The sequence below is a fragment of the Pantoea phyllosphaerae genome, from assembly GCF_051025595.1.
In the GTDB taxonomy this organism is placed as follows: Bacteria; Pseudomonadota; Gammaproteobacteria; order Enterobacterales; family Enterobacteriaceae; genus Pantoea.
On the sequence record NZ_JBPFDE010000005.1, the window covers coordinates 267,670 to 274,407 of the forward strand.

A 6,738-nucleotide genomic window follows, 5' to 3' on the forward strand; every position below is an offset into this window, starting at 1 on the left:
TGTGTTAAATCCATTGTGCGCATCGCGCCTTTCCGGCAGGATACCGCGCCTCAGGAAAGCGCAGACGCCTGAATCTGGAAAAAAACCTGCGGCCCGTCCCGTTCCGGCGAGGCCACAGCGTGCGGTTTCTCTCGGGAAATCAACTATAAAGTGGAGAGACGAATGAGTGTAAGCACACCGATGCTGGTGACTTTTGTTATTTATATCCTTGGGATGGTGCTGATAGGGTTCGTGGCCTACCGTTCTACTAAAAACTTCGACGATTACATTCTGGGGGGCCGCAGCCTGGGCAGCGTGGTCACCGCGCTGTCGGCGGGCGCGTCTGATATGAGCGGCTGGCTGCTGATGGGGCTGCCGGGCGCGATTTTTCTCTCTGGCATTTCAGAAAGCTGGATCGCCATCGGCCTGACGATCGGCGCCTGGTTGAACTGGAAGATCGTCGCGGGGCGGCTGCGCGTGCAGACTGAGCACCATGACAACGCCCTGACATTGCCCGATTTCTTTACCAGCCGCTTCGAAGATAAAAGTAAAATCCTGCGCGTCATCTCTGCGCTGGTGATCCTGATCTTCTTCACCATCTATTGCGCCTCGGGCGTGGTGGCGGGCGCGCGCCTGTTTGAAAGCACCTTCGGCATGAGCTATGAAACCGCACTGTGGGCCGGCGCGGCGGCGACCATTCTTTATACCTTGGTGGGTGGGTTCCTGGCGGTGAGCTGGACTGATACCGTGCAGGCGAGCCTGATGATTTTTGCGCTGATCCTGACGCCGATTATCGTGATTGTCGCCGTTGGCGGACTGGACGACTCGCTGGCGGTGATCGAGGCGAAAAGCATTGAAAACCTCAATATGCTGAAGGGGCTCGATTTCATCGCGGTGATTTCGCTGCTGGGCTGGGGACTGGGCTACTTTGGCCAGCCGCACATCCTGGCGCGCTTTATGGCGGCGGATTCGCATCGCTCGATCCGCACCGCGCGCCGCATCGGCATGGCGTGGATGGTGCTCTGCCTGGCGGGCGCGGTGGCGGTCGGCTTCTTTGGCATCGCCTACTTCCAGAATCACCCGGAGCAGGCGGCGAACGTCAGCGGCAACGGCGAGCGCGTCTTTATCGAGCTGGCGCGCATTCTGTTCAACCCGTGGATCGCCGGCGTTCTGCTCTCGGCCATCCTGGCGGCGGTAATGTCGACCCTCAGCTGTCAGCTGCTGGTCTGCTCCAGCGCGCTGACCGAAGATCTCTATAAAGGCTTCCTGCGCAAAAACGCCAGCCAGAAAGAGCTGGTGTGGTTTGGCCGCGCCATGGTGCTGCTGGTGGCGCTGATCGCCATTGCACTCGCTTCGAACCCGGATAACCGCGTGCTCGGACTGGTAAGCTACGCCTGGGCCGGTTTCGGCGCCGCCTTTGGTCCGGTGGTGCTGTTCGGCGTCTGCTGGAAGCGCATGACGCGCAACGGCGCGCTGGCGGGCATGGTTATCGGCGCGGCGACGGTGCTGATCTGGAAGCAGTTCGGCTGGCTGGGCCTGTATGAAATCATTCCGGGCTTCGCCTTCTCCAGCATCGCCATCGTGCTCTTTAGCCTGCTGGGCCGCGAGCCGTCCGCCGCTGCGCAGCAGCGCTTCGACGCGGCCGAGGCGGAATACCTGACTAAATAATTCATTACAACATACAAGCCCGCTTTCCGTATGGGAGCGGGCTTTTTTGTGTCTTCAGTCCAGAAATAATTTCGCTGCATTACTTGTTTTTTCCTCCGCGATAATGATAATCGGTATCGTTCGCATTTTACCTAACTTTACCTGCGATTGACGCTGCTTAACATTCACGAGGTCGGCGATGTTTGTTCCCTTTCTTATTATGCTGCGCGAGGGGCTGGAAGCGGCGCTGATCGTCAGCCTGATCGCCAGCTATCTGAAGCGTACCGGCCGTTCGCGCTGGTTTCCCGCGCTGTGGGCGGGCGTAGTTATCGCGGCGGCGCTCTGCCTGGCGCTCGGCATTATCATCAACCAGACCACCGGCGAATTTCCGCAAAAACAGCAGGAGCTGTTCGAGGGCATTGTGGCTGTGGTCGCGGTGGCGATCCTGACCTCCATGGTGTTCTGGATGCGCAAAGTGGCGCGCAATATGCGCGTGCAGCTTGAGCAGGCGGTCGATCAGGCGCTGAATCAGAGCGGGCGCGGCGGGCTGGCGCTGGTGCTGATGGTGTTTCTCGCCGTTGCGCGCGAAGGGCTGGAGTCGGTGTTCTTTCTGCTGGCGGCCTTTACCCAGGATGTCGGCTACGCGCCGCCGGTGGGCGCCGTTCTCGGGCTGGCGACGGCGGTGGTGCTCGGTATGCTGCTCTACTGGGGCGGCGTGCGCCTGAATATGGCGCACTTCTTCCGCTGGAGCAGCCTGTTTATTCTGTTCGTCGCCGCCGGGCTGGCGGCGGGCGCTGTGCGTGCCTTCCATGAGGCGGGCCTGTGGAACCATTTTCAGACTGTCGCTTTCGACCTGAGCAACGTGCTCTCCACCCATTCGCTGGCGGGCACGCTGCTTGAGGGCGTGCTGGGCTATCAGGAGACGCCGAGCGTCAGCGAAGTGGCGGCCTATTTTCTCTATCTTATTCCGGCGCTGCTGCTGTTTTTACTGCCGGCGCGTCCGGCGCGCCAACTCTCGACTAAACAGGGATAACTCTATGATGATTCGCTTTCGCCGCAAAACCCTGCTGGCTTCGCTGCTGGCGCTGACGGGAACCGCTGCGGCCGCCGATATTCCGCAGGTCGCCGTCAGCGTGACGGATACCCAGTGCGAGCCGATGCAGCTCACGGTCAAGCCAGGCAAAACCCAGTTTCTGATCAAGAACAACAGCCAGAAAGCGCTGGAGTGGGAGATTTTGAAAGGCGTGCTGGTGGTGGAGGAGCGCGAAAATATCGCGCCGGGTTTTAGCCAGAAGCTCACCGCCAACCTTGAGCCGGGCGAGTATGAGATGACCTGCGGCCTGCTGAGTAATCCAAAAGGCAAACTGACCGTGCAGGGCGAGGCGTCGCCAGCCGCAAAAGCGGGCAAATCTGACGTGCTGGCGCTGGCCGGTCCCATCACCGCCTATAAAGCCTGGGTCACGCAGGAAGTGGCGCAGCTGGCGTCAAGCACCGAAGCCTTTACCCATGCAGTGAAAGCGGGCGATATCGAGAAAGCGCGAGCGCTCTATGCGCCGACCCGTCAGCACTACGAGCGTATCGAGCCTATCGCCGAGCTCTTCTCCGATCTTGACGGCAGCATCGACGCGCGCGAAGACGATTACGAAAAGAAAGCGGAAGATCCGAAGTTCACCGGTTTCCACCGCCTGGAGAAAGCGCTGTTCAGCGATAACAGCACCAAAGGCATGGAGGGCTACGCCACCCAGCTCAACCGCGACGTGCAGGATTTGCAGACCCGCATCAGCGAGCTGGCGTTCCCGCCGGTGAAAGTAGTCGGCGGCGCGGCGGGCCTGATCGAAGAGATCGCCTCCAGCAAAATCTCCGGCGAAGAGGATCGCTACAGCCGCACCGACCTGTGGGATTTCCAGGCGAATATCGACGGCGCACAAAAGATTGTCGATCTGCTGCGTCCGCAACTGCAGCAGGCGAATCCGCAGCTGCTGGCGAAAGTCGATGGCAACTTCAAAAAAGTCGATGCCATTCTCGGCAAGTATCGCGAGGGAGAGGGCTTCGCCTCCTACGAGAAACTCACCAGTGCGGATCGCAATGCCCTGAAAGGGCCGGTTACCGCATTGGCGGAGGATCTCTCTTTACTGCGCGGTACTTTAGGTCTCGATTGATATGAGTCGTCAACAGGATGAGGCGCAGCCTGCAAGGCGGCGCCTGTTAAAAGGGCTGGGACTGCTGGGCGGCGCGGCCGCTGTGAGCGGCGGCTGCCCGTTCCACGCGGCGGCTGACAGCTTCTCTCCCGGTACGGTTGCACCTGACGCGCGACGTCAGGTGCAACCCTTCTACGGTGAGCATCAGGCAGGTATTCTCACGCCGCAGCAGGCGTCGATGATGCTGGTGGCCTTTGACGTGCTGGCCAGCGATAAGGCCGATCTGATGCGCCTGTTTCAGCTGCTTACCGCCCGTATCGCTTTTCTGACCCGCGGGGGCCCGGCACCGGCGGTGACTAACCCTAAGCTGCCGCCAATGGATTCAGGCATTCTGGGCGCTGAGATCGCGCCGGACAACCTGACGATCACAGTGTCGGTAGGCGCGTCGCTGTTCGATGCGCGTTTCGGCCTGCAGGCGCTGAAACCGAAGAAGCTGCAAAGCATGACGCGCTTTCCCAACGATTCGCTGGATGCTGCCCAGTGCCATGGCGATCTGCTGCTGCAGATCTGCGCCAACACCCAGGACACGGTCATCCATGCGCTGCGCGATATCGTGAAATATACGCCCGATCTGCTGGGCGTGCGCTGGCGGCGCGAAGGCTTTATCGCCGATCACGCCGCGCGCAGCCAGGGGAAAGAGACGCCCATTAACCTGCTGGGCTTCAAGGATGGCACGGCCAATCCCGACACGCAGAATAAGCCGCTGATGGATAAGCTGCTGTGGGTAACGGCCGATCAGGATGAGCCAGCGTGGGCGCGCCGAGGCTGCTATCAGGCGGCGCGGATTATCCGCTTCCGCGTAGAGATGTGGGACCGCACGCCGCTCGGCGAACAGCAGGCAATTTTCGGCCGCGACAAGCTGAGCGGTGCGCCGCTGGGCATGCAGCACGAGCGTGACGTGCCGGATTATACGAAAGATCCCGATGGCGAGGTTATCGCGCTCGACGCCCATATCCGCCTCGCCAACCCGCGCACGCCCGAGACAGAGAGCAGCCTGATGCTGCGCCGCGGCTACAGCTATTCGGCGGGCACCACCGCATCGGGGCAGCTCGATATGGGGCTGCTGTTCGTCTGCTATCAGCACGACCTGGAAAAAGGCTTTATCACCGTACAGAAGCGGCTGAATGGCGAAGCGCTGGAGGAGTATGTGCGTCCCGTCGGCGGCGGCTACTTCTTTGTTTTACCGGGCGTTCCCGACCCTGAGCACTATCTGGCGCAGCCGCTGCTGGAAGCCTGACGACACCCTGCGCCGCCGCATCGGCGGCGCGGTTTCTGCGCGCCGTGCAAAATAGTTGTTTCCCGCCTGAAAATCTAATCCCTTGATTGCCATAAGAAATGCTGCTTTTGCCTGCCTGCCAGCGACTGTTATTTCTGAATTCTGGGCATAGTCGTAAAATTAATGTTGCCAACTCTGTTAAAATTAGTGCAGTTTAATGGATAAGCGTGTTGGTTCGCAGACTGGAGTCGCGCATGGGAAGGTCCTTTACAGGACAGACAGCTTTACCTCAGGTTCCACACTCCTCAGCGAGGGCATGCGCGCCTTCGACAGCCTCTTCTTCTTTATCAAATTGTTTCTCGATCTTCGATTTTACCGGTGTGCCTCTGCGCTTCGGTGCGGCGACACATCTTTATCAACGGTACGTCATGGCTCGAAAGGAAGCCAATCAAACCTCTAAAGCGTTCAGTTAATCGTGGCGGGCAGCGGCCCAACGCGGGAAATGAAACCAACTGTAAGGTGCGACTATGGGAAGACAGAAAGCAGTGATCAAAGCGCGTCGTGAAGCCAGAAGGGTGCTTCGTAGTGACTCTCGTAGTCATCGTCAGCGCGAAGAAGAATCGGTCACTTCGCTAGTGCAGATGAGTGGGCTGGATGCCATCGGCATGGCGCGCGACGTGCGCGATCGTTCGCCAGTTGCCGCCAGAAACGATGCTCAGGCGCACTATCTCCAGGCCATAGAATCGAAGCAGCTGATCTTTGCAACCGGCGAAGCGGGATGCGGTAAAACCTGGATCAGCGCCGCGAAAGCGGCAGAGGCCCTGATACATAAGGATATCGACAGGATTATCGTCACGCGTCCGGTACTCCAGGCCGATGAAGATCTGGGATTCCTGCCAGGGGATATCTCAGAAAAATTCGCGCCATACTTCCGGCCGGTCTATGACGTTCTGGTTAAACGTCTTGGCGCTTCCTTTATGCAGTACTGTCTGCGACCCGAAATCGGCAAGGTGGAAATCGCGCCTTTCGCCTATATGCGCGGTCGTACCTTTGAAAACGCGGTGGTGATCCTCGATGAGGCACAAAACGTGACCGCAGCCCAGATGAAAATGTTCCTGACACGCCTTGGCGAAAACGTCACGGTGATTGTTAACGGCGATATTACCCAGTGCGACTTGCCCGCTGGGGTGCCTTCCGGTCTTGCGGACGCGCTGGCGCGATTCGAAGAGGACGAGATGGTCGGCATTGTACGTTTCGGCAAAGATGACTGCGTGCGCTCGGCACTCTGTCAGCGCACGCTGCATGCGTATGGTTGATGGATTTGAGTCGTCTGTGTAGCAAGCAAAACCCGGCGCAAGCCGGGTTTTTTTATGGATGATAACAAAGGCTTTCTGGAGGAGAGTTAACTGACCGCTGGGCTGATGGCGACCCCTTGTCCAGCAAGTTGCGGCCAGTTAACCGGCATTTAATATGGGCGAAAAAGCTGTGTCAGTAAACCTGTTACGGGTATGCGTTACGGCCCGTTTGAGCATGGATGTGTCCCGGTTGTAGGAGATATCGCGCGTTTGCAGGTTGTTGATTTTAAGACGGTGTGGATGTTGTTGCGGGAATTTAAAATGTGCGTTGTCGAACCCCGGCGGGGGTTCTCATACCCCTCTCATCGAGGAATATAAACGAAAAAAGCCTGAACTTTCGCTC

Annotated in this window: 5 protein-coding genes; all 5 read left to right on the forward strand. The window is 58.9% G+C overall.

Going from position 1 to position 6,738, the window contains the following annotated elements; translation table 11 throughout:
• The first annotated feature begins 162 nt into the window (after positions 1-162).
• The 5 genes from putP to phoH all read left to right on the forward strand — a co-directional run bounded on the left by putP (position 163) and on the right by phoH (position 6,356).
• Entirely contained in the window at positions 163-1,647 is a 1,485-nt protein-coding gene (gene putP, locus ACR6A7_RS09760) for a sodium/proline symporter PutP (protein WP_434124674.1), read from the forward strand.
• Between the two features lie 178 nt (positions 1,648-1,825).
• A complete protein-coding gene (efeU, locus tag ACR6A7_RS09765; RefSeq protein WP_434124675.1) occupies positions 1,826-2,659 on the forward strand; it encodes an iron uptake transporter permease EfeU in 834 nt (277 codons plus the stop codon).
• Positions 2,660-2,663: 4 nt separating this feature from the next.
• The gene (gene efeO / locus ACR6A7_RS09770) at positions 2,664-3,785 is read left to right on the forward strand and encodes an iron uptake system protein EfeO (protein WP_434124676.1); all 1,122 of its coding nucleotides are present in this window, start codon (positions 2,664-2,666) and stop codon (positions 3,783-3,785) included.
• A gap of 1 nt (position 3,786) precedes the next feature.
• The gene (gene efeB, locus ACR6A7_RS09775) at positions 3,787-5,061 is read left to right on the forward strand and encodes an iron uptake transporter deferrochelatase/peroxidase subunit (protein WP_434124677.1); all 1,275 of its coding nucleotides are present in this window, start codon (positions 3,787-3,789) and stop codon (positions 5,059-5,061) included.
• 506 nt (positions 5,062-5,567) lie between these two features.
• Positions 5,568-6,356 carry a phosphate starvation-inducible protein PhoH gene (gene phoH / locus ACR6A7_RS09780; RefSeq protein ID WP_434124678.1) on the forward strand — a complete coding sequence of 263 codons (789 nt, stop codon included), beginning with the start codon at positions 5,568-5,570 and terminating at the stop codon, positions 6,354-6,356.
• The last annotated feature ends 382 nt before the right edge of the window (positions 6,357-6,738 follow it).